Consider the following 830-nt stretch of genomic DNA (forward strand, 5'->3'; position numbering starts at 1 on the left):
GGCGTGCGCTTGCCCAGCACGTGCGCCTTGTGGCGCGAGACGAAGCTGTGGCGGATCAGCGCGCCGGCCAGCATCAAGAGCACCAGCACCAGCCAGTTGTTCTTGGCCTGGTACAGCCAGCCGTAGTGGTTCGACAGCATGGCGATCAGCACCGGCAAGGTGAAATACGTGTTGTGCACGCTGCGCTGCTTGCCGCGCTGGCCGTGGATCGGGTCCACCGGCTGGCCGGCGCGCAGCTGTGCCACGACCTTGCGCTGCCCCGGGATGATCCAGAAGAACACGTTGGCGCTCATGGCCGTGGCCATCATCGCGCCCACCAGCAGGAAGGCGGCGCGCCCGGCAAAGAGCTGGCACGCCAGCCACGAGGCGAACACCACCAGGGCGAAGACCAGCGCGCCGACGATCGCGTCACCGTTCCTGCGCCGCCCCAGCGTGCGGCAGATGGCGTCGTAGAGCAGCCAGAAGGCGGCCAGGAAGCCCAGCGACGCGGCGATGGCCGCGCCCGGGCTCCAGTCGTGCACGCTCTTGTCCACCAGGAAGGTGCCGGCATTGAAGAGGTACAGCACCGTGAACAGCCCGAAGCCGGTGAGCCAGGTGGAATAGCTCTCCCAGTACGACCAGTGCAGGTTCTGGGGCAGCGGCAGCCACTTCGGCGCCACCATGTACTTGTTGGAGTGGTAGAAGCCGCCGCCGTGCACGGCCCACATCTCGCCGTCCACGCCCTTCTTCTTCAGGTCCTCGTGCGTGGGCGCACTGAGGCTGTTGTCGAGCATGACGAAGTAGAACGAGGCGCCGATCCAGGCGACGGCGGTGATGACGTGGGCCCAGCG

1 protein-coding gene is annotated in these 830 nt (G+C 67.1%); it reads right to left on the reverse strand.

The annotated features are described in order from the left end of the window. Positions 1–830 (reverse strand): urate hydroxylase PuuD (locus FJ694_RS36555; protein ID WP_157272409.1); only part of this gene is annotated, 830 nt, incomplete at both ends.

Source organism: Azohydromonas aeria, from assembly GCF_009760915.1.
Classification (GTDB): domain Bacteria; phylum Pseudomonadota; class Gammaproteobacteria; order Burkholderiales; family Burkholderiaceae_C; genus Azohydromonas; species Azohydromonas aeria.